The sequence below is a fragment of the Asanoa sp. WMMD1127 genome (assembly GCF_029626225.1).
Classification (GTDB): Bacteria; Actinomycetota; Actinomycetes; order Mycobacteriales; family Micromonosporaceae; genus Asanoa.
Genome location: NZ_JARUBP010000001.1, coordinates 3,359,509 through 3,379,742 on the forward strand (window position 1 = coordinate 3,359,509; position 20,234 = coordinate 3,379,742).

The 20,234-nt window shown below is 71.8% G+C and carries 20 protein-coding genes; 10 read left to right on the forward strand and 10 right to left on the reverse strand.

Going from position 1 to position 20,234, the window contains the following annotated elements; translation table 11 throughout:
- Position 1: 1 nt before the first annotated feature.
- The 5 genes from O7635_RS16020 to O7635_RS16040 are packed head-to-tail and all read right to left on the reverse strand — an operon-like array spanning position 2 to position 5,205.
- Positions 2-1,258: a Coenzyme F420 hydrogenase/dehydrogenase, beta subunit C-terminal domain gene (locus O7635_RS16020; RefSeq protein ID WP_278081226.1), complete on the reverse strand. Its 1,257-nt coding sequence runs from the start codon at positions 1,256-1,258 to the stop codon at positions 2-4.
- The gene (locus O7635_RS16025; RefSeq protein WP_278081227.1) at positions 1,255-2,481 is read right to left on the reverse strand and encodes a polysaccharide pyruvyl transferase family protein; all 1,227 of its coding nucleotides are present in this window, start codon (positions 2,479-2,481) and stop codon (positions 1,255-1,257) included. The genes O7635_RS16020 and O7635_RS16025 overlap by 4 nt, the downstream gene beginning before the upstream one ends.
- Positions 2,482-2,519: 38 nt before the next feature.
- Positions 2,520-3,155, reverse strand: coding sequence for a PIG-L family deacetylase (locus O7635_RS16030; protein WP_278081228.1), 636 nt, complete (start codon positions 3,153-3,155; stop codon positions 2,520-2,522).
- A gap of 5 nt (positions 3,156-3,160) precedes the next feature.
- Positions 3,161-3,976, reverse strand: a complete 816-nt coding sequence (locus O7635_RS16035; protein ID WP_278081229.1) for a glucose-1-phosphate cytidylyltransferase — start codon at positions 3,974-3,976, stop codon at positions 3,161-3,163.
- The gene (locus O7635_RS16040; RefSeq protein ID WP_278081230.1) at positions 3,976-5,205 is read right to left on the reverse strand and encodes a class I SAM-dependent methyltransferase; all 1,230 of its coding nucleotides are present in this window, start codon (positions 5,203-5,205) and stop codon (positions 3,976-3,978) included. The genes O7635_RS16035 and O7635_RS16040 overlap by 1 nt, the downstream gene beginning before the upstream one ends.
- A gap of 195 nt (positions 5,206-5,400) precedes the next feature.
- On the opposite strand from O7635_RS16040, the gene O7635_RS16045 reads away from it, so the two are divergent.
- Genes O7635_RS16045 through O7635_RS16060 form a run of 4 tightly spaced genes read left to right on the forward strand, consistent with a single transcriptional unit; the run spans position 5,401 to position 10,015 of the window.
- On the forward strand, positions 5,401-6,429 hold the full coding sequence (locus tag O7635_RS16045) for an SDR family oxidoreductase (RefSeq protein ID WP_278081231.1): 1,029 nt from the start codon (positions 5,401-5,403) through the stop codon (positions 6,427-6,429).
- Positions 6,417-7,595 carry a class I SAM-dependent methyltransferase gene (locus O7635_RS16050; protein ID WP_278081232.1) on the forward strand — a complete coding sequence of 393 codons (1,179 nt, stop codon included), beginning with the start codon at positions 6,417-6,419 and terminating at the stop codon, positions 7,593-7,595. Before O7635_RS16045 ends, O7635_RS16050 begins: the two co-directional genes overlap by 13 nt.
- A complete protein-coding gene (locus O7635_RS16055; protein WP_278081233.1) occupies positions 7,595-8,491 on the forward strand; it encodes a glycosyltransferase family A protein in 897 nt (298 codons plus the stop codon). Before O7635_RS16050 ends, O7635_RS16055 begins: the two co-directional genes overlap by 1 nt.
- A complete protein-coding gene (locus O7635_RS16060) occupies positions 8,492-10,015 on the forward strand; it encodes a lipopolysaccharide biosynthesis protein (protein WP_278081235.1) in 1,524 nt (507 codons plus the stop codon).
- Here the strand turns inward: O7635_RS16060 and O7635_RS16065 are convergent.
- Positions 10,012-10,548 carry a GNAT family N-acetyltransferase gene (locus tag O7635_RS16065; protein WP_278081236.1) on the reverse strand — a complete coding sequence of 179 codons (537 nt, stop codon included), beginning with the start codon at positions 10,546-10,548 and terminating at the stop codon, positions 10,012-10,014. The genes O7635_RS16060 and O7635_RS16065 overlap by 4 nt on opposite strands.
- Positions 10,545-11,078: a GNAT family N-acetyltransferase gene (locus tag O7635_RS16070; RefSeq protein ID WP_278081237.1), complete on the reverse strand. Its 534-nt coding sequence runs from the start codon at positions 11,076-11,078 to the stop codon at positions 10,545-10,547. The genes O7635_RS16065 and O7635_RS16070 overlap by 4 nt, the downstream gene beginning before the upstream one ends.
- A gap of 197 nt (positions 11,079-11,275) precedes the next feature.
- Between O7635_RS16070 and urtA the strand changes: the two genes are divergently transcribed.
- Genes urtA through O7635_RS16095 form a run of 5 tightly spaced genes read left to right on the forward strand, consistent with a single transcriptional unit; the run spans position 11,276 to position 15,948 of the window.
- Positions 11,276-12,526, forward strand: coding sequence for an urea ABC transporter substrate-binding protein (gene urtA / locus O7635_RS16075; protein ID WP_278081238.1), 1,251 nt, complete (start codon positions 11,276-11,278; stop codon positions 12,524-12,526).
- Positions 12,526-13,413: an urea ABC transporter permease subunit UrtB gene (urtB, locus tag O7635_RS16080; protein ID WP_278081239.1), complete on the forward strand. Its 888-nt coding sequence runs from the start codon at positions 12,526-12,528 to the stop codon at positions 13,411-13,413. Before urtA ends, urtB begins: the two co-directional genes overlap by 1 nt.
- Entirely contained in the window at positions 13,410-14,528 is a 1,119-nt protein-coding gene (urtC, locus tag O7635_RS16085; protein ID WP_278081240.1) for an urea ABC transporter permease subunit UrtC, read from the forward strand. The genes urtB and urtC overlap by 4 nt, the downstream gene beginning before the upstream one ends.
- Positions 14,525-15,268 (forward strand): urea ABC transporter ATP-binding protein UrtD, encoded by a 744-nt coding sequence (gene urtD, locus O7635_RS16090; RefSeq protein ID WP_278081241.1) that lies wholly within the window; start codon positions 14,525-14,527, stop codon positions 15,266-15,268. The genes urtC and urtD overlap by 4 nt, the downstream gene beginning before the upstream one ends.
- Positions 15,268-15,948 carry an ATP-binding cassette domain-containing protein gene (locus tag O7635_RS16095; protein WP_278085493.1) on the forward strand — a complete coding sequence of 227 codons (681 nt, stop codon included), beginning with the start codon at positions 15,268-15,270 and terminating at the stop codon, positions 15,946-15,948. Before urtD ends, O7635_RS16095 begins: the two co-directional genes overlap by 1 nt.
- Here O7635_RS16095 and O7635_RS16100 read toward each other — a convergent pair.
- Complete coding sequence (locus tag O7635_RS16100) at positions 15,945-16,451, reverse strand: CGNR zinc finger domain-containing protein (protein ID WP_278081242.1); 507 nt, start codon at positions 16,449-16,451, stop codon at positions 15,945-15,947. The genes O7635_RS16095 and O7635_RS16100 overlap by 4 nt on opposite strands.
- Before the next feature lie 88 nt (positions 16,452-16,539).
- Here O7635_RS16100 and O7635_RS16105 point away from each other — a divergent pair, with 88 nt between their 5' ends.
- Complete coding sequence (locus tag O7635_RS16105) at positions 16,540-17,775, forward strand: MFS transporter (protein WP_278081243.1); 1,236 nt, start codon at positions 16,540-16,542, stop codon at positions 17,773-17,775.
- 58 nt (positions 17,776-17,833) lie between these two features.
- Here the strand turns inward: O7635_RS16105 and O7635_RS16110 are convergent, their stop codons facing one another.
- Both O7635_RS16110 and O7635_RS16115 read right to left on the reverse strand, forming a co-directional pair.
- Positions 17,834-18,823, reverse strand: coding sequence for a hypothetical protein (locus O7635_RS16110; RefSeq protein ID WP_278081244.1), 990 nt, complete (start codon positions 18,821-18,823; stop codon positions 17,834-17,836).
- Positions 18,824-18,926: 103 nt separating this feature from the next.
- The gene (locus O7635_RS16115; protein WP_278081245.1) at positions 18,927-20,105 is read right to left on the reverse strand and encodes an AI-2E family transporter; all 1,179 of its coding nucleotides are present in this window, start codon (positions 20,103-20,105) and stop codon (positions 18,927-18,929) included.
- Positions 20,106-20,234 lie beyond the last annotated feature (129 nt).

Sequence of the window (20,234 nt, forward strand, 5' to 3'; positions counted from 1 at the left end):
CCTACTCCAGCGGGGTGAGGTCGGCCGGGGCGCGCAGGGACTTGCGGCGGATGCGGCGGACCGTGCCGACCGTCGACTGGAGCTTCTCCTTCGTCGACAGGTTCTCCCGCCACATGCGGGCCATCGGCAGGTGCCGCGTGCGTGGGGTCATCAGGCCCGCCGCGCGCAGGGTGACCACCCGGCCCCAGACCGCGCCCCGGGCGCGCAGGAGGTTGGGTTGCGAGGCCGGCAGCAGTTCGGGGCCGACCTGCTCCAGCACCAGGGCGCCGGCGGCGATCGCGGCCTCGATCAGTTTGAGGCCGCGTTCCGTGCGGGCCAGCACCAGGGAGCGGCCCGGGTCGCCGGCGGTCGGCCGGTACCACGGGTCGCCGACCGCGACGTCGGCGAACTCCCCGGTGTGGTCGGCGCACAGGTAGCAGCGCCACTGGCGGTGCTTCTGCAGGATGTCGCCCCACGACTGCTCGTAGGTCAGCGTGCGCTCGGCCGGGTCGCCGGTGACCGCCGTGCGGGCGTTGCCGGGCCAGCCCTGGCCCCGGTAGGCGACGTGGGTGATGGCCGACGGGTCGTCTACGCCCATCACCTTGAGCATCTCGAGGGTGCCCTGGGTCGACGGCGTGCCCGCGCAGAACACGGCGATCGTCAGGCCCACCTTGCGGTCGAGCTCGGGCCGCTCGCGCCGGGCCATCGAGACCGCGGCCACGTCGCACGGCTTGCCGATGAACACGCACGGCGTCTCCGCGTGCTCGATCAGGTCCAGCCGCTCACAGGGGCTCGCCGGCGCGTAGCGGGAGCCGGCGTTGGCCAGCAGCTCCGCCCGGCTGCGGGAGAGCCGGGCCTCGTTGAGGTACGGCACGTCCGCGCGGGCGCCGATGTGCAGCGCGCCGGTCATCCCCTCCTGCTCGATCAGGAACGCCGAGAGCGCCGTGGCCGCGCCACCGCTGGACCCGGCGTAGCGGATCTCCGGGTCGGCCGCGTAGCCCTCGTAGACGCGCAGCACCGGGCCCCAGGCCGCGCGCAGGTCGGCGTACTCGCCGGGCCCGGGCGCTCCGGAGTCGTGCTCCAGCTTGACACCGGGGCAGCAGCTCAGCGCGGCCGCGGCGCCGGGGCCGCGGGTGGGCAGCAGGGGGAGCGGGCGGCGCCCGTACTCCAGGACGTCGCCCATCCGCACCTCGTCCGGCGCGAGATAGGCGCACACGCCGCAGCCGGTGCACATCTTCTGCTCGGCGACATCGTGCACGTCACGTGGCGAGCGGCTCACGCGGCAGCGCCCCGGGCCAGGGCCACGATCTCGTCCATCTGCTCTCCCGCCCGCCGGACCGCGACCGGCACCCGTTCGGCCAGCTCCGCCGCCGCGGCCGAGCGGTTGGACCACGACTTCCACAGCGTGTCGAGCAGCTCGTCGTCGCCGAGCGTGCGGGCGTCGGCCACGTGCCGTTCCTGCCCGACGGTGGCGAACACCCCACGGGCCTTGAGGCTGTACGCGAGGATCGCCGCCGGCACCGCCGACGAGAGCGCCGCGATCGTGGCGTGCATCCGCATCCCGCAGAACCACGCCGTGCGGCTGATCACCCACTTGGTCTGGTGCGGGTCGAGCCCGCGCGGCGTGATCGCGATCCGGTCGCCATATTTGGCGGCCAGGTCGGCCCGCAGCGCCTCGCTGGTCGCGGTGTCGTCGTCGGTGCCCCCGGCGGCGAGCACGTGCGGCACGATGACGACCCGGGTGTCGGGCTCGTCGAGCACCCGCTCGCAGATCTGCCGGGCGACCCGGCCGCCGTCGCCGGCCAGCCGGAACTGGGCGATGCCCTCGGCCCGCGACATCAGCCCGCTGACGTTGATGCCCATGACCGGGCCGTCGGCGGCGGCGAACCAGCCCGCCAGCTGATCGAAGGCGGCGCCCTCCGGCGCGCGCGGCTCGAGGCCGAACGCCACGTCGACGCCCTCGCGGTGCCGGCGCGGGTCGAAGTCGGCGCCGAGCAGCTCCCGCAGCGCCGCGTAGCTGTCGGGGTCGCGGGCCCACGCCATCGCCGCGCCGCGGGCCAGTCCCTTGGCCTCGGCCCGGATCCGCGGGATCTTGAACGGCCCGTAGGTCTGCGGCAGCAGCACGAGGTTGCGCTTGCGCAGTAGGGCCAGCTTCTTGGGCCATGCCACCGTGCGGAACCGGTGCTCGCCGTAGATGTCGCTGAAGCTGTCGCCGCCGCTCACGTCGAGCACGACGTCGGCGCTGTCGATAGCCGACACACCGTGGTTGCCGAGGCCGCCGAGTGCCGCGCTGAACCGCATGTTCACATAGGACTCAGGACGGTGGTAGCGGCGGGAGTGGCGGGCGCCGGCGAGCGTGATCGGCACCGGCTGGCCGTGGACGTAGGCGGTGCCCTGCCGTTCGCCCCAACCGTCGTCGAAGACGGTCATGCTGGCGTCGGGCACGCGGGCCAGGAACGCCCCGACGGTGGCCGCCCGCAACGCGCCGACGCCTAGGTTCAATGTGGACCCTGGAACACCGAACAGACACGCCGCCACGCTCACAGCGACATCACCGCCTTCTCACAGGTGTACGCCTCGGCGTACCGCGACCGGCATTCCATACCGCGCAACCGGGCCAGGCCGAGAAAGACCTCGTCGTCCCACCAGTCGCGATCCTTCTGTGACGGGAAGTTGGCGTGCAGCAGCTCCACCTTGCGGCGGGCGCGCTCGTCGGGCAGCGGCACGTAGACGTTACGCCGCCCAAGATCGCCGTCCCATTTCGGGATCTCGTAGTGCAGCACCACGGCGTCGCGGAACGCGGTCGGCGCCAGCTCGGCGAGCAGCCGGTGGTCCTGGTGCGCGTCGTCCCTGGCCGGCGCGACGACCAGGTCGGCCCCGCCGGCGGCGGCCGCCTGGACCGCCTCCTTGGCCCGTTCCCAGTGCGCCGGCGCCCGTCCGTCGGGCAGGTCGTGCAGCGCGAACGTGATGCGGGCGCCGGGCAGGAACGCGGCCGCCGCGGCGCGCGCCTCGGCCTGCCGGTCCGGCGTGCCGCTGAGGAGCACGTAGCGGACCTCGAGGTCGGGCACGGCGTCGGCCAGCGTGAGCAGGAGCCCGCCGGCGCCGATCTCGATGTCGTCGGGGTGGGCCCCGAACAGGGCGACCCGTCGTACGCCGGGCAGTGCGAAGGGGAGCATCGGCGTCAGGAGATCAGCGCCGGGGCGAGCGAGCCGCCGGTGCGGTTGGTGTCCCAGAGCATCCACGGGCAGCGGGCCGAGTAGTAGAGCTGCTCCAGCTCGGCCCGGTCCTTGAAGGTGTCGGCCGCGCGCCAGAAGCCCTTGTAGCGCTGGGCGATCACCCGCCCGCTCGGCATCAGCCGCTCCAGGGCGTCCGGCACGAGCTCCTCGCCCTCGCGCATGTGCTCGAAGATCTCCGGGCGGAGGACGAAGTAGCCGCCGTTCTCCCACTGGGTCAGCTCGCGCATCGGCGTGATGCCGGTCACCTTGTCGCCGCCGGAGATGTCGAGCACATGGTGCGTCGACTGCACCGGCACCGCCAGCAGGCTGGCCACCGCGTCGCTGCCGTCGAACCGCCGGACCATCTCGTCGAGCGGCGCGTTGGTCAGCGTGTCGGCGTAGTTGGCCAGGAACATCGGCTCGTTCTCGACGTGCGACCGCACCCGCATCAGCCGTTCGCCGATCGTCGAGTTGAGCCCGGTGTCGATGAAGGTGATGTTCCAGTCGGTGATGTCCGACGAGAACAGGTGCAGGTCGCGGCCGCTCATGGTGAGCGTGAAGTCGTTGGAGAGCGTCTCGTCGTAGTGCAGGAAGTAGTCCTTCACCGCGGCGGCGCCGTAACCGAGGCAGAGCACGAAATCCGTGTGGCCGAAGTGCGCGTAGTAACGCATCACGTGCCACAGCAACGGACGGTCACCGATCATCGCCATGGGCTTCGGCGCGGACTGGGCATCCTCCCGCATCCGCATGCCGAGGCCGCCGCAGAAGAGGACGACCTTCATCACACCACCTCGAGGTCCGGGATCGGGAAGACCAGCCGGCCGCCCCACTCTCGCACGTACGCGAGTTGGGCCGAGATCTCGGTCCGGAGGTTCCACGGCAGCACGAGCACGTAGTCGGGGCGGTCCTGGGCGATCCGCTCGGGCGCGTGGATCGGGATGTGCGTACCCGGCAGGAACATGCCCTGTTTGTGGGGACTCCGGTCGACCGTGTATTCGAGCAGATCGGCCCGGATGCCGCAGTGGTTCAGCAGCGTGTTGCCCTTGCCCGGCGCGCCGTAGCCGACGACCCGCTTGCCCTCGTTCCGCGCGGTCAACAGGAAGTCGACCAGATCCCGCTTGATGTCGAAGACCGCGTCGGCGAAGCCCTTGTGGCCCTCGACGGTGTGCAGGCCGGCCTCGGCCTCGGCGTCGAGCACCGACTTGACGTTGCTGGACGGTTCGCCGGCGGCCGCGCCGTGGCGGGCGTGCACCCGCAGCGACCCGCCGTGCGTCGACAGCTCTTCGACGTCGACCACGACGAGCCCGGCGGTGGCCAGGGCCCGCTGGGCGGTCAGCAGCGAAAGATACTGGTAGTGCTCGTGGTAGATCGTGTCGTACTGGCGCCGCTCGATCAGCCGCAGCAGGTGCGGGAACTCCAGCGTCACCAGGCCGTCCGGCTTGACCAGCGCGGCCAGGCCGGCGGTGAAGCCGACCAGGTCGGGCACGTGGGCGTAGACGTTGTTGCCGGCGACCAGGTCGGCCCGGCCATATTCGGCGGCGAGCGCGGCCCCGGTCTCGGCGCCCAGGAACTCGTTCGCGGTCCGGATTCCCTTTTCCCTTGCCACTTCCGCGATGTTCGCCGCCGGCTCCACGCCGAGCACCGGGACGCCGCGGGCGACGAAGTGCTGCAGCAGGTAGCCGTCGTTGCTGGCGACCTCGGTGACGAGGCTGTCGGGGCCCAGCTTCAGCTGCTCGGCCATCGTGTCCGCGTAGCGCTTGGCGTGCGCGACCCACGAGTCCGAGTACGAGGAGAAGTAGGCGTAATCGGAGAAGATGTCTTCGCCGGGCACGTATGCGGGCAACTGCACCAACAGGCAACTCGGGCAGAGCCGGACGTGCAAGGGATAAAAGGTCTCCGCGCTGTCCAGCCGCTCGGCCGGCAGGTAGCTCTCGCACAGCGGGGACATGCCCAGGTCGACGAAGGTTTCGGTCAACTCCGCCGCACAAAGGCGACATGTGGCAGTTGTCATGCGCAGGTACCCCGATTTCGAGCCAACACCGGTCAGCGCGGACGGTCGGCCCCGGCCCGCGCCCGGCGAAACGCTAGCCAGGTGGCGCATGGCCATGGAGCGTGGAGTAAGAAGTCCGACACTAGTCCGGACCGTCCCGCCGACCCGTCCGTAGACTCGCGATTCTCACCCCGGACAACGCTGCGGAGCATCACCATGCGCACACTCGTGACCGGTCATGACGGCTACATCGGCAGCGTGCTGGTGCCGCTGTTGCGGGCCGCGGGACACGACGTCACCGGCCTCGACATCAGCCTCTACGCCGACGGCGTGCTCGGGCCCCCGCCGCCCGCGGTGCCCGCCCTGCGGCTGGACCTGCGGGACGTGGAAGCCGAGCACCTGCGGGGCTTCGACGCGGTGCTCCACCTGGCGGCCCTCTGCAACGACCCGATCGGCAACCTGAACCCCGAGCTGACCTACGACATCAACCACCGGGCGACGCTGCGGCTGGCCAGGGCGGCCAAGGAGGCGGGCGTCGGCCGGTTCCTGTTCTCGTCGTCGTGCTCGCTCTACGGCGCCGGCCTCGACGACCGCCCGCTCGACGAGGAGGCCGGCTTCGCGCCGGTCACGCCGTACGCCGAGTCGAAGATCCTGTCGGAGCAGGGCCTGGCGGAGCTCGCCGACGACGACTTCTCCCCGGTCTACCTGCGCAACGCCACGGCGTACGGGTTCTCCCCGCGGCTGCGCGGCGACCTGGTGGTCAACGACCTGACCGCGCACGCGCTGCTCACCGGCGAGGTGCGGCTGCTCTCCGACGGCACCGCCTGGCGCCCGCTCGTGCACGTCGAGGACATCTCGGCCGCGTTCCTCGCGCTGATCGAGGCCCCGCGCGACGTGGTGCACAACCGCGCCTACAACATCGGGCAGACGAGCGAGAACTACCTCATCCGGGACGTCGCCGAGATCGTCCGCGACGTGGTGACCGGCTCCACCGTCACGTTCGCCGGCGGCGCCTCCGCCGACGCCCGCAACTACCGGGTCTCCTGCGACCGGATCGCCGCCGAGGTGCCCGGCTTCCGTCCAGCATGGACGGTGCGCAAGGGCGTCGAGCAACTGGTCGAGGAATACGGCCGGCACGGGCTGACCATCGAGCAGTTCACCGGCGAGGGGCACCAGCGGCTCAAGAAGATCCGGGCCCTGCTCGCCGCCGGCCGCATCGACGAGCAGCTCCGGTGGACCTCGTGACCCGCTGCTTCGCCTGCGGCGAGGGTGACCTCGTCCCGTTCGCCGACCTGGGCACGATTCCGGTGTTCTGCGGCGTGCACTGGGCCAGCCGGGACGAGGCGCTCGCCTCGCCCCTGGGCCGGATGGCGTTGGCCTACTGCCCGTCGTGCGCGTACGTGCGGAACGTGGCCTTCGAGCCCGAGCTCCTGCACTACGACACGACGATGGACACCAACCTGCATCACTCGCCCGCGTTCCAGTCGTTCTCGGCCGAACTGGTCAAACACCTGACCGAGCGCTACCCGCTGCGCGGCGCGACCGTGCTCGACATCGGTTGCGGGCAGGGCGAGTTCCTGCGTGAGCTGTGTCACGTGGCCGGTTCGCGCGGGATCGGCTACGACGCCATGTACGCCGGCCCGGTCGGCCCGGACCCGTCCGGCGCGGAGTTCCACAGCGGACATGCTCCGTTGGACGGGACCACACCCCCGTTCGACTTCGTCACCTCCCGGCACTGGTTCGAGCACATCGACGACCCGTTCGCGTTCCTGGTGGCGCTGCGCGGGCTGGCCGGCGACCGGCCGGTGCGGGGCTACATCGAGGTGCCGGACGCCTGCTACGACATGGCGACCGCGGGCTGGGAGGTCATCTACCCGCACGTCTCCTACTTCGACGCGTACTCGCTGCGCCGGATCGTCGAGCGGGCCGGCTGGCGGGTCGAGGACACCGGCCCGCTGTTCCAGGGGATGTTCCGGTTCGTGGAGTTCTCGGCCAACGTGTCCGGCCCGCCGGCCTCGACCGCGCCGCTGCCGGGCGCCGAGGCCGTGTCGCAGCAGCTGGAGTCCATCCGCGGCTTCGCCGCCCGGCACTTCGCCGAGCGCGACAAGTGGCGCACGCTCATCGCCGACCGGCTCGCGGCCGGCGACCGCCCGGTGCTCTGGGGCGCGGGCTCCCGCGGCGTGCAGTTCCTGCACCTCGCCGACCCCGACGGCAAGCTGGCGGCCGTGGTCGACGTCAACGCGCGCAAGTGGGGTAGGTTCCTGCCCGTGACGGGACACGAGGTCACCGCGCCGGAGACGCTTCGCGGGCTGGGCACCCGCACGGTCATCATCACCAACCCGGCCTACCGCAACGAGATCGGTGCGACGCTGCGCGACCTCGGCGTCGACGCCGAGCTGCTGGTGGCGTGATGCCCCGGGTCACCATCGGCGTGCCGGTCTACAACGCGGCCCGCTACCTGCCGGTGGCGCTCGACGCGCTGCGGGCGCAGGACTATCCCGACTTCGAGATCGTCATCAGCGACAACGCCTCGACCGACGAGACCTGGGAGATCTGCCAGCGTTATGCCGTGGCCGACGCGCGGATCCGGCTGTGGCGCAACGAGCAGAACCTGGGCGGGCACGCCAACTTCGGCAAGGTCGTCGAGCTCGCGTCGGGCGAGCTGTTCAAATGGGCGGCGTACGACGACATCTGCCAGCCGCGGTTCATCAGCGCGTGCGTCGAGGCGCTCGACGCCGCCGGTCCCCGCGCGGTGCTGGCCTATCCGAAGACGGTGCTGATCGACGAGGACGGCGCGGTCGTCGGCCCCTACGCGGACAAGCTCGACCTGCGCGACCAGCGGGCCTGGAAACGGCTGTCGGGGCTGGCCAACAACATCAGCCTCTGCCATGCGCACTTCGGCGTTTTCCGCATCGAGGCGCTGCGCCGCACGGGCCTGATCCGGCCGTTCCTGTCGTCAGACTACACGCTGATGGCGGAGGTCGCCGCGATCGGCGAGATCCACGAGGTGCCGGAGCGGCTGTTCCTGCGCCGCGTGCACGGCGCCTCGACCCGGCAGTCCGGCGGGTCGGCGGCCGCGGCGACCACCTGGTTCGCGCCGGACGGTTCGCGCACGGCGGCCCGCTCCCCGCGCGCCACCATGCTGCGCCAGACGGTCCGGGCGCTCGGCGGGCATCCGGCCGGGTTCGCCAACTCGAGCGCGTTCCTCGGCACCTGGTTCGCCCGGCGGGCGAGGGTGCGCCTCGGCGCCTGGCGTCGCCGGCTGACCGGCAAGCCGATGCCGGCGCTGACCGAGAGCGGCGCCTAGGTGGTCTCGGCGCCACCCGCCACCGCGCCGCCGGCCGCCAAGAAGCCCGGGGTCGGCAGCGCGATCGGCTGGTCGTACGTGCTCACCGGTGGCCGGGTCGGCTCCACCGTCCTGGTCACCTTCCTGCTCGCCAAGCTGCTCGGGCCGAGCGAGTTCGGTGTCGTGGCGATGGCCACCGTGTTCATCACGGTCGCCCAGACGATCCTGCAGCAGGGCCTGGTCTCGGCGATCGTCCAGCGCGACAAGCTGACCGCCGAGCACCTCGACGCGGCGTTCGGCGTGATGGTCATCTCCGGCTTCGTGGTCGGCGGCGCGACCGCGGCGCTCAGCCCGGTCTGGGCGCTGGTCAACCGCGAGCCGCAGCTCACCACGGTCTGCCTGGCGCTGTCGCCGCTGGTACTGATGCAGGCGCTGGCCATCGTGCCCGAGGCGGTGCTGCGGCGGGACCTGCAGTTCCGCTCGGTCGCCCTGCGCACCCTGACCGCCTCGGTCGTCAGTGGCGTCGTCGGCGTGGTGCTGGCGCTGCTCGGCGCGGGGGTGTGGGCGCTGGTCGCCCAGTCGCTGGTGAACGCGTTCGTCGGCCTGGTCGTGCTCTGGACGGTCTGCCCGTGGCGGCCGTCGCGCGCCATCCGGCTCGGCGCGATCCGCGACCTGTGGAAGTTCTCGATGCACTCCGCCAACGCGGGCCTCGGCTCGATGCTGAGCTCCAAGGCGGACCTCATCTTCACCGGCCTGTTCTTCGGCCCGGTGGCGACCGGCATCTACCGGCTGGCCGCCCGCCTGCCCGACATGCTGGTCGACGTGACGGTGCGGTCGCTGCAACAGGTGGCGCTGCCGTCCCTGTCCCGGCTGCAACACGACCGCGCCGCGTTCGCCCGGCACCTCACCACGCTGCAGCACCTCGGCGCGGTCACCGGCCTGCCACTGCTCGGCGTGCTGGTCGCCGCGGCCGGGCCGCTGGTCGAGTTCCTCGGCCCGCAGTGGGCCGGCACCGCGGTGCCGCTGGCGCTGCTCTGCCTCTACGGTGCCCTCAACGCGTACGGCGTGCTGCTCGGACCGGCCCTGCAGGCGATCGGCCAACCGGCGAAGCTGGCGGCGATCCTGTGGACGCGGGGCATCCTCGGCGTCGTGGTGTTCGCCGGCGTCGGCACGCTGCTGCACGGCTCGTCGGCGGCCCGCCAGGCGACCGCCATCGCGCTGGCCGCGATCGCCATGCAGGTCGTGATGAACGCGGCGTCGATCTGGGTGACGGTGTCCCGCGCGGTCGGCGGGTCGGTGCCGCGCTTCCTGGCGCCGACCGTCCCGGCGGTGCTGGCCGGCGGGGCCGCCGCCGCGGTGCCGTTGCTGGGGCTGTCGGTCGGGCCGCCGCTGCTGAGCCTGGCGGTCAACGTCGCCCTGGCCGGCGCCGTCGCGGGCATGCTGCTGTGGCTGCTGGACCGCCGATTGCGCGCGCTGGTCCGCAAGAAGCTCGGCGGCCGCCTGTCCTGGATCCCCCTGAGCCATCCGGGCCGGCACGCCGCCTAGCGTCTGTAGAACGCGAGCTGCGCGGTCTTGTCGTCGGTGGTCACCTGGTCGCCGAACTCGAACCCGAGGCGCTGCCAGCGGATCAGCGCGCGCTCGTTGCGGACGTCGGGCTCGACCACGATCCGCTGGACGCCGGGGTGGGCGAAGGCGAACCGCAGCAGCGCCGCCGCGACGGCGCCGGTGAAGCCGGGCCGGGGCGGGTCGGCCGGCGCCAGGAACAGGTGGATGCCGAAGTCGCCTTCGCGGACCGGGTAGTGGGCGCCGATCGGGTCCTCGGCCGGCTCGTACGTCTGGAAGATCCCGATCGGCTCGCCGTTGAGGCGCATCAGGTAGGCGTGGTGGGTGGGCAGGCCGTCGAGGAACGCGTAGACCTCGTGGACCTCGGCGGGGGAGTAGGTCGTCATGCCCCAGAACCGCGCCCTGGGCTCGGTCACCCAGCCGTGGATCAGGTCGAGGTCGGCCGTGGGGTCCACGCGGTCGAGGCGGAAGGCGCCGAAGCCGGGCAGCTCCTCCGCGTAGGCCGGGCCGCTCATCGGCGGCTCGCCAACGGCAGCGGGCAGTTGAGCATCCGATGTGGACGCCAGCCGGGGAAGGGCACGAGGTCGCCGACGTGGGCGAAGCCGAGGGCCTGCAGCGCCCGCCAGACCCGGGTGTTGGTCTCGGCCACCGCGAGGCTGACGCGCTCCTCGGTGCGGCTCTCGAGCAGCCCGAGGATCAGCGGCACGGCCAGGCGGTGGCGGCGGTGCTCGGGGAGCACGAACGCCTCGCAGACGGCGAACGTGCGGCCCGGCCACTCCTGGGCCACCTCGGGGTCGTCGATGTCCCGCCACCACAGGGTGTCCGGTGGCAGCGGGCAGCCGAGGACCGCGCCGGCCAGCTTGCCGTCGACGTGCGCGACGGTCGCCGCGAAGCCGGGCGCCTCGGCCGTCCAGCGCAGCCGGTCCTCCACGGTCGGGTCGCTGTGGTCGGCGAGATGCAGATCGGCGGCGTGCACGTCGCGGTAGACGCGGGCCAGCTCGGCGATGTCGACGGTGTCGGTGACGGCGACCGTTACCGTGGTCAAGCTCGACTCCTTGGTTTGGTTAGGCTCACCTAACCACAGGCGTCAGCGGGCCACAAGACGCCTTCCGGAAGTCGCTTGTGGAGTGTCAGTTGCTTACCGTCTGTCGCTCAGGTGGAAACGGACGGTCAACGATCGGGAAACGGCCGGGCAACCGGCGGCTCAGACGATATTGACTCCCGTTGACGCATGGAGGAACGATGCTCGCTGATCATGCCCGCCGGCGTGCCGCCGGCGCGATAGCAGTGCTGCTCACCGCCACGCTGGCCGTGGCCGGCTGCGGCAGCAAGACCGGCGAGTCCGCCTCGGCCGTCGGGGCCAACGTGGACACCTCGGGCGACGCCGTCAAGGTCGGCCTGCTCAACTCGCTGTCGGGCACCATGGCCATTAGTGAGGTCACCGTCCGCGACGCCATCCTGCTGGCCGTCGAGGAGATCAACGCCAGCGGTGGCGTGCTCGGCAAGAAGATCGAGCCCATCAGCGAGGACGGGGCATCGGACTGGCCCACCTTCGCGGAGAAGGCGGAAAAGCTGATCAAAGAGAACGGCGTGGCGGCCGTCTTCGGCTGCTGGACCTCGGCCAGCCGCAAGGCGGTCAAGCCGGTCTTCGAGGAGAACAAGTCCCTGCTGTTCTATCCCGTGCAGTACGAAGGACTCGAGCAGTCGCCGTACATCTTCTACACCGGCGCCACGACCAACCAGCAGATCGTGCCGGGGCTCGACTATCTCAAGGCGCAGGGCAAATCGTCGGTCTACCTGGTCGGCAGCGACTACGTCTTCCCGCGGACGGCCAACAAGATCATCAAGGCGTACGCGGCCGCGAACGGGATGACGGTGCTCGGCGAAGACTACGCCCCCCTGGGCTCGACCGAGTTCGGCACCATCGTCAACAAGGTCAAGGCGGCCAAGGCCGCCGCCGTCTTCAACACCCTCAACGGCGACAGCAACGTGGCGTTCTTCAAGGAGTACAAGTCGGCCGGCCTGACCGCGGCCGCGATGCCGGTGGTCTCCGTGTCGATCGCGGAGGAAGAGGTCAAGAGCATCGGCACGCAGTACCTGGCCGACCAGCTCACCGCGTGGAACTACTACCAGACCACCGCCGGCGCGGCCAACGAGAAGTTCGTCGCGGCCTACAAGGCGAAGTACGGCGCCGACAAGCCGACCAGCGACCCGATGGAGGCCGCGTACGTCTCGGTCTACCTGTGGAAGGCGATGGTCGAGAAGGCCGCCTCGTTCGACGTCGCGAAGGTCAAGGCGGCCGCGGACGGCGTGACGTTCGAGGCGCCCGAGGGCAAGGTCACCGTCGACGGCGCCACCCAGCACATCTACAAGACCGCGCGGATCGGCAAGGTGGGCGCCGACGGCCTGATCACGGAGGTGTGGAACTCCGGCGCACCGCTCAAGCCGGATCCCTACCTCAAGGACTACGCCTGGGCGGCGGGGCTGTCCTGATGACGGTCCTGGTCGGCCAACTCTTCACCGGGGTCAGCATCGGCGCCGTGCTGCTGCTGATCGCGCTCGGCCTGTCGCTGACCTTCGGCCAGATGGGCGTCATCAACATGGCGCACGGCGAGTTCATCATGGCCGGCGCCTACACCGTCTACGTGCTGCAGGGCGGGCTCGCCGGCGCCGGGCTCTCCCTGCTGGTGGCCTTGCCTGTCGCGTTCCTGCTGGCCGGCGCGATGGGCGCGACGCTGGAATACCTGCTGATCCGCCGGCTCTATGCCCGCCCGCTGGACACCCTGCTGGTGACCTGGGGCGTGTCGCTCATCCTGCAGCAACTCGCCCGGGACGTCTTCGGAGCACCGAACGTGCAGACACGCGCGCCGGACTGGCTGACCGGCAACGTGCGGGTGTTCGGCGACCTGTCGATCGCGACCAACCGGCTGTTCATCCTCGGCCTCGCGGTGCTCGCGGTGGTCGGCCTGACGCTGGCGCTGCGGTTGACGTCGTTCGGCCGGCGGATCCGGGCGGTGGTGCAGAACCGCGACCTGGCGGCCGTGTCGGGCATCCCGACCGCGCGCGTCGACCGGTTGACCTTCTTCATCGGCTCGGGGCTGGCGGGTGTCGCCGGGGTCGCGCTCACCCTGCTCGGCCCGATCGGGCCGACGATGGGCACCAACGTCATCATCGACGCCTTCCTGGTGGTCGTCGTCGGCGGCATCGGACAGCTCAAGGGCAGCGTGATCGTCGCCTTCGTGCTCGGCACCCTGCAGTCCATCGTGGAATACACGACGACGCTCAGTGTGGCCAAGGTGGCGGTCTTCGTGGCGATCGTCGGATTCCTCCAGTGGCGCCCGCAGGGCCTGTTCACGTTGCGCACCCGGAGCCTGGCATGACGGCGACGGTCGACCGGGCGGTGGAGACGCCTCCGCCGAGCGCACCGCGCCGCCGGTGGGCCGCGTCGCCCGCCCGGGCCGTGGTCGGGTTCGCGTCCGGCGCCGTGCTGCTGTTCGCGCTCGCGCCGGCGGTGCTGTCCGACTTCCGGTTGAGCCTGCTGGCCAAGTACCTGTGCCTGGCGATGGTCGCCGTGGGCATCGGGCTCGCCTGGGGCCGCGGCGGCCTGCTCACGTTGGGGCAGGGCGTCTTCTTCGGCCTCGGCGGCTACGCCATGGCCATGCACATGAAGCTGGCCGACGCGGGGCCCGGTCAGCTGCCGGACTTCATGCAGCTCTACGGCCAGCTCGACGCCCTGCCGTGGTGGTGGCGGCCGTTCGCCAGCCCGTGGTTCGCCCTGCCCGCCACCGTGCTGCTGCCGATGCTCGTCGCCTTCCTGCTCGGCTCGCTTGTGTTCCGCCGGCGGGTCCGGGGCGCCTACTTCGCGATCCTCAGCCAGGCCCTCGCGGCCGCCATGGTGATCCTCCTGATTGGCCAGCAGGGCACGACCGGCGGCACCAACGGCCTGACCGACTTCGAGGGCTTCTTCGGGTACGACCTGGACGACCCGGTCAACCAGCGGATGGTCTACTTCCTCGTGGCCGGCGGGCTGTTGCTGCTGGTCGCGGTGGCCCGCCAACTGATGGCCAGCCGCTACGGCGAGCTGCTGGTGGCGGTCCGGGACGGCGAGGAGCGCGTGCGGTTCCTCGGCCACAACCCGGCGACAGTCAAGCTCGTGGCGTACGTCGTGGCCGCGGGCATGGCGGGCCTCGCCGGCGCGCTGTTCGTGCCGGCGGTCGGCATCATCAACCCGGCCCTGATCGGCGTCGTGCCGTCGATCGAGTTCGTCATCGGCGTCGCCGTCGGCGGTCGCGCGATGCTGCTCGGGCCGGTCCTCGGCGCGGTTGCCGTCGCGTGGGCCCGGACGAGCCTGTCCGAGGAGTTCCCGGCCGCGTGGACCTACCTGCAGGGACTGTTGTTCGTGCTCGTCGTCGCGTTCCTGCCCGGCGGCCTGGTGGCCCTGCCCGCGGCGGCCCGGCGGTTGCGCCGCACGCCACGCGAGGAGGTCGCCACGTGACCGGGCTGGAGATCCGCGACCTGCGGGTGACGTTCGACGGGTTCGCCGCCGTCGACGGGGTCGACCTGAGCGTGGCGCCCGGCGACATCCGGTTCCTGATCGGGCCCAACGGCGCCGGGAAGACCACACTGGTCGACGCCGTGACGGGGCTGGCCAAGGCGGCCGGGTCGGTCAGCTTCGACGGTCACGAACTGCTCGGCCGGCCCGTGCATCGGATCGCCCGGCTGGGCGTGGGGCGCACCTTCCAGACGTCGTCGGTCTTCGAAGGGCTGACCGTGTTGCAGAATCTCGACATCGCGGCGGGCGCCGGCCGCGGTTGGTGGACGATGGCGCGGCGGCGGCGCGACGTGCCTGAGGCGGTCGCGCGGGCCCTGGAGACGATCGGGCTGACGTCCCGGCGGGACGCGCTTGCCGGCACCCTGGCCCACGGTCACAAGCAGTGGCTGGAGATCGGGATGCTGCTCGTGCAGGACGTCTCGCTGCTGCTGCTCGACGAGCCGGTCGCCGGGATGAGCCACGAGGAGCGCGATGCAACCGGTGCCCTGCTGGCCTCGATCAGCGCGGACCGGACGGTCGTGGTGATCGAGCACGACATGGACTTCATGCGCACCTTCGCCCGGACGGTCACCGTGCTGCACGCGGGTCGGGTGCTGAGCGAGGGGACAGTGGCGCAGGTGCAGGCCGATCCCCGCGTGCAGGAGGTCTATCTGGGTCGAGCCGTCGTCGAGGAGGCCGCGTGATGCTCGAGGTCGACGGCATCGTGTCGGGCTACGGCCGCACGGCTGTCCTGCATGGAGTGTCGGTGACAGTGCCGGACGGCCGGATCACCGCGTTGCTCGGGCACAACGGCGCCGGCAAGAGCACCCTGCTGCGCACGATCATCGGCCTGATCCGGCCGCGCCATGGCACCGTGGTGTTCGCGGGCGCCGACGTGACCCGGCTGGCGCCGCACGAGCGGGTCGGGCGCGGCATGGCGTACGTGCCGCAGGGCCAGCAGTGCTTCCCGCACCTGACGACGGCGGAGAATCTGCGCCTGGTGGCCGACACGCGGCGTGGAGGAGTCGGGGCGATGGCCGACGCGGTCGACCTGTTCCCGGCGCTGCGCGGTTTGCTGGGCCGGCGGGCGGGGCTGCTTTCCGGGGGTCAGCGCCAGCAACTCGCCATCGCCAGGGCGTTGATCACCCAGCCCCGGCTGCTGCTGCTCGACGAGCCGACCGAGGGGATCCAGCCGTCGGTGGTCGCCGAGATCGAGCGCGCGATCCTGGCCATCGGACTGCCCGTCTTGCTCGTCGAGCAGCATGTGGGCTTCGCGGTGCGGGCCGCCGACCGCTACTACGTGCTGGAGTCGGGCCGGGTGACGTCGTCGGGCGACGGGGGCGCGGCGGCGGAGTCCTCGGTGCGGGCGGCGCTGGCGGTCTAGGGTCGGCGGCGGCGGGCGGCGTACGCGCGGGCCTTGGCCCGGTTGCCGCAAACGCCCATCGTGCACCACTTCCGGCCGCCCTTCGCCGACGAATCCCAGAAGACCCAGGAGCAGTCGCCGGCCGGGCACTGCCGCATGCGGGCGAACTCGCCGGTCGCGACGCCGTGTGCGTAGCCCGCCACGACCGGACCGAAAAGCGCGCCGGAGGTCAGGCCGTCCGGAGACGCGGTCAGCGGGAAGCGGGCGAGGGCACGGGTGAGCGTTCTCCTCGCCGCGGCCGGCGCCGGGACGCCGTTGTTGGCCAGGGTCATGGCCCGCAGGCCGGTGCGCAGCTCGCGGGCGAGGGCGAGGTCGTCGTCCGTGACGGTGGTGTCCTCGCCCGCGATGCCGGCCGCGGTCAGCCAGGTCGCGAGCGCCGCCGGGCCGTCGTCCCACTCGTCGGTGCCGAGCTCCACGTCCATCGAGTTGACGAAGGCGAGCACGGGGGCCAGTTGGGCCGGCATCTCGTACACCTGGGCGTCCCTCCGCTCTTGACTTTTCGAAGTTTACTCCTGGATGGTGTTAACCGGTTAGCGGCCTCAGGGGGTTAGTGTGCGACGGAACGAGTGGTTGCTGGTCAGCTTCACGGTCGCCACCAACCTCGCCGACGCGGTGACCAAGGTGGCGCTGCCGCTGCTGGCGGTGCGGATCACCGACCAGCCGGCGGCGGTCGCGGCGGTGGCGGCGCTGCTGACGCTGCCGTGGCTGCTGACCGCGCTGCACGTGGGCGTGCTGGTCGACCGCCTCGACCGGCGCCGGCTGATGGTCGCCGCGGAACTGGCCCGGATCGCGGCGATCGCGGTGCTGCTCGGCGCCGTCCTGGGCGGGCTGGTGTCGCTGCCGCTGCTCTACACGGTCGCGCTGGCGCTCGGCGTGGCCGAGGTGGTCGCCCTGACCGCCGGCGCGTCGATCGTGCCGGCGGCGGTGCGGCGGGAGCGCTGGCCGCTGGTCACGGCCCGGATCACCGCCGCCGAATACCTGTGCAACGGCTTCCTCGGCGCGCCCGTCGGCGGCTTCCTGGTCGCGGCCGGCTTCGCGCTGGCCCTGGGGGTGACGGGCGTGGTCTACGTCGCCGGCGCGGTGCTGTTGCTGCTGCTGGCCGGCGCCTTCCGCCCCGCGCCGCGCGAACGGCGCCCGGTCGGCCGGGAGATCCGCGACGGCCTGGGCTTCCTGCTGCGCAACCGCCTGCTCCGCACGATGGCCCTGCTGATCGCCGCGATGGCGGGCGCGTGGAGCGCCTGGTTGGCACTGATCCCGGCGTACGCGGTGGCCGGTCCGCTGGGCCTCGACGAGCGCCGATTCGGCCTGCTCCTGACCGCCCTCGGCGCCGGCGGCGTGATCGGCGCGCTGCTGGTCGGCCGCGTCAACCGCCTCCTCGGCCGCCGCTGGTCGATGTTCGCCGACATCATCGGCTCGTGCGCCCTGGTCGCGGTGCCGGCGCTGGTGGCCCGACCGATCCCGGTCGCGGTGGCGGCGTTCGTCGCGGGCGTCGGCGGCACGATGTGGACGGTCAACTCGCGGGTCATCATCCAGTCGGCGGTGCCGGACGGCATGCTGGGCCGCTTCAACGCCGCGAGCCGCCTGGTCGGCTGGGGCACGACCCCGATCGCCGCCGCCCTGGCCGGCGTCCTGGCCCAGACGTTGGGCTACCGGGTCGCCTTCGGCGCCTTCGCCATCCTCTGCGCCCTCCTGGTCATCCCGTTCCTCAAGGTCGTCACCGACGACGCCCTCACCGCGGCCCTGGCGCCGGCGGAGCCGACCGCCCGGGAAGCGGTTCCCGCGCCCTGATGAGCGGCCCCGATCAGCGGTTCGCGTCCGCCGGCGCAACGCCGCCAGCGAAAAGCGGCTACTTGTCGAGCACCGGCTGGCGGGTGTCGGCCCAGAGGTTGGTCTCGGCCCAGGTGATGCCCGGGTGGTCAGGGCGGGCGACCACGCCGTAGCGGAAGTCGCGGCCGAAGACGTTGCGGCGGAACGTGACCGACTCCGCCTTGAGGTCGTCGCGGATGCCGACCGAGTAGTTGCCGCCGTTGCAGTAGTTGTCCTCGACGACCAGATCGCCGACCAGCGGCGCCGTGGTGGAGCCGACCATCAGGCAGGCGTTGAACGGGTCCTGCGCGGCCTTGTTGTAGGGCTCGAGCCGGTTGTGCTTGACCACGATCGTCCGGCCGCCGGTGGTCTGCAGCGCGTCGTTGTGCGAGTCGGCGGTGCGCGCCAGGTCGTGGATCCACGAGTCGACGATCGTGACGTTGTCGCCCAGCCGCGGGCCGTCGATGACGTTGTGCACGTTGACCCGGCGCAGCGTGTAGTTGTCGCAGCAGACCGCCGTCGAGTTGACGCCCGAGCCGTCGATCTCGACGTCCTCGAGGACGAGGTTCTCGGTGTCGTCGAACGTGCGTACCGCCCAGGTCTTGCGGTCGCAGGTGATCCGCGACTGGCGGATCGTGACGTTGCGGGCCTTCACGTCGACGCAGCCGTCGATGTCGAGCCCGGTCACCACCTGGCCGTCGACGTCGAGGTCGAGGTCCTCGGCCGGGGTCAGCGCCAAACCCTTGGGCACGCCCGTGTTGCTCGCGTCCGGCCACGACGTCGGCACCTCGCCGTCGGCCTGGACGACCGCGCCGGGCGAGGCCGCCGGCGGTCGCGACGCGGTGGTGGGCGCCGGGGGCTCGTCACCACCCGGCAGCAGCCACGGCGCGACCAGCGCGCCGACCAGCAGCAGGGCCAGCACGCCCAGGGCGATCGCGATCGGGCGGCGCCACCGCACCTTGAACGGCGGCCGGGGTGGTGGGTCTCCGGGGCCACGCACGCGGGCAACGCCGACGGCGCTGTTGGTCACGGATCCCCCCAGGTTTCGCGCGGGCACGACACCACCGAGGGCGTCGCCGGGCTGCGAACGCACCGACGTTACAAGGCGGCGGCGAAAGGTCACAACCTCGCGGTCAGCGGGCTTCCTGCCGCGGCATGACGACCTCGCGGACGATGAGCTGCAGCGCCGCCACCGCCGGGATCGCCACCAGGGCGCCGAGGACACCGAACAGGCCGACGCCGACCAGGGCCGCCACGATCGCGGCCACGTCGCTCACCTTGACCGACCGGCGCATCACCTTCGGATAGATCAGGTAGTTCTCCACCTGCTGGTAGACGATGAAGAACACCGCGGCCGCGATGCCCACCGTGAGCGAGTCGGCGAACGCGACGATGGTGACGATGACCGCCCCGATGGTGGCGCCGATCTGCGGGATCAGGTCACACACCGCGACCACGACGGCGAGCGCGAACGGATAGGCCAGGCCCACGATCATCGCGAACACGAACGCGCTGATGCCGGCCAGCACCGCGATCGCCAGCGCGCCGACGATGTAGGCGCCGACCTTGGCGAGGATCTCGTCGGAGAGCAGCTGGACGCGGTCGCGCCGGGACGCCGGCACCAGCCCGTACGCCGCCTCCTTCATCTTGTCGAACGACGCCATGAAGTAGATGGTCAGCACCAGCACGGTGAGCACCTGGAAGAGCGTGCCGAAGATGAGCCGGGCGCCGCCGAACACACCGCCCAGCGCCCGGCTGAAGGTCTCCGGACTGGCCAGCGACTTGGCCCGCTCGACGAGGTCGAACTGGCCGACGAGGTCGTTGATGGTCGGGTTGCGTTGCAGCGCCTCGACGTAGCCCGGCGCCGCCGCGATGAAGTCGCCGATCTGGGTGACCAGGGGCGGCACGAGCGCGCCGATGGCGCCGGCCAGCACCAGCACGAGCGCCAGCGCGACGATCGCTACCGCCCCGCCGCGCGGCACGCCCAGCTTGCGCAGCCGGACCACGGCCGGGTTGAGGCCGATCGCGAGGAACAGGGCGATGAAGATGAGCACGAGGATGCCGAAGGCGTTGCGGACAGCCAGATACGTGGCGTACGCGAGGACGAGGCCGAGCCCGCCGAGGAAGCCCAGCAGGAACGGACTGCGCCGGAACGGCCGGCCGGGCCGCCCGTAGGGCAGCTCGTCGGCGGCAATGTCGGTGTCGGCCGGCGGCACCGCGCGGGACGGCGCCGGGCGGGGCGCCGGCACGGGCCCGTCGTCGGTCGCGTCGGTCTTCGGGGCCGGATCGTCGGCGCTCACCTGGCTCCTCATCTCTCCACCGGTCAGGCCCGGCACGTTACAAGACCGGTGCGACGGCCGCGAGACCGCCGCACCGGCCGGTGCGGGACTGACTTCAGCGCACGACGCCGATGCCCGAGGTACGCCAAATGGACGTCAGCT